The organism is Aeromonas sp. HMWF016, assembly GCF_963878195.1.
GTDB classification, from domain to species: domain Bacteria; phylum Pseudomonadota; class Gammaproteobacteria; order Enterobacterales; family Aeromonadaceae; genus Aeromonas; species Aeromonas lacus.
On record NZ_CAWNWX010000065.1, the window covers coordinates 9,402 to 9,930 of the forward strand.

Here is a 529-nt window from a genome sequence, read left to right on the forward strand (position 1 = left end):
CAGTGACGCCGGAAGGCGTAACGGGATGATTTGAGCGCTTCGTTGCCGGTACTGATCCAGCTGCCGCCCTTGATCAGGTTGTGCTTGCCATCAAAGGTGGGGGTGGAGAAGTCGTCGTAGAGCGGGTGGATTTTAAAGCCGTCGAAGCCATCGATGGCGGTGCTGGTCCACTGCCAGACATTGCCCACCAGATCGAAGAACTCCCCTTGCGGGCAGGCATCCACCGGGCAGGAGGAGGCGAAACGGGCCAGATTGATATTGCCGGGTGCCTCCGTCCAGTCCGGCTGATCGCCGGGTAGCTGTTCGCGCAGCAGCTGCCATTCCGCCTCGCTCGGCAGCTGGATGGGGAGTCCGGTCCGGGCCGCCTGCCAGCGACAGAAGGCGGCCGCCTCCAGCTGGTTTACCTCGACTGGCCAGTCCCAGGGCATGGCGACTTGCTCGGTCATCAGCCGCAGCTGCAATTGCTCGGTCTCGGCGGGGTCACCCACCCAGAAGGTGGGCATCTGCGCCTTTGCGTACTGGCACCAGC

General features: G+C 63.9%; 1 protein-coding gene. It reads right to left on the reverse strand.

All coding sequences use genetic code 11. From position 1 onward, the window contains the following. A partial coding sequence (locus tag AACS24_RS21915; RefSeq protein WP_375124755.1) for an SUMF1/EgtB/PvdO family nonheme iron enzyme occupies positions 1 to 529 on the reverse strand: 529 nt, incomplete at both ends.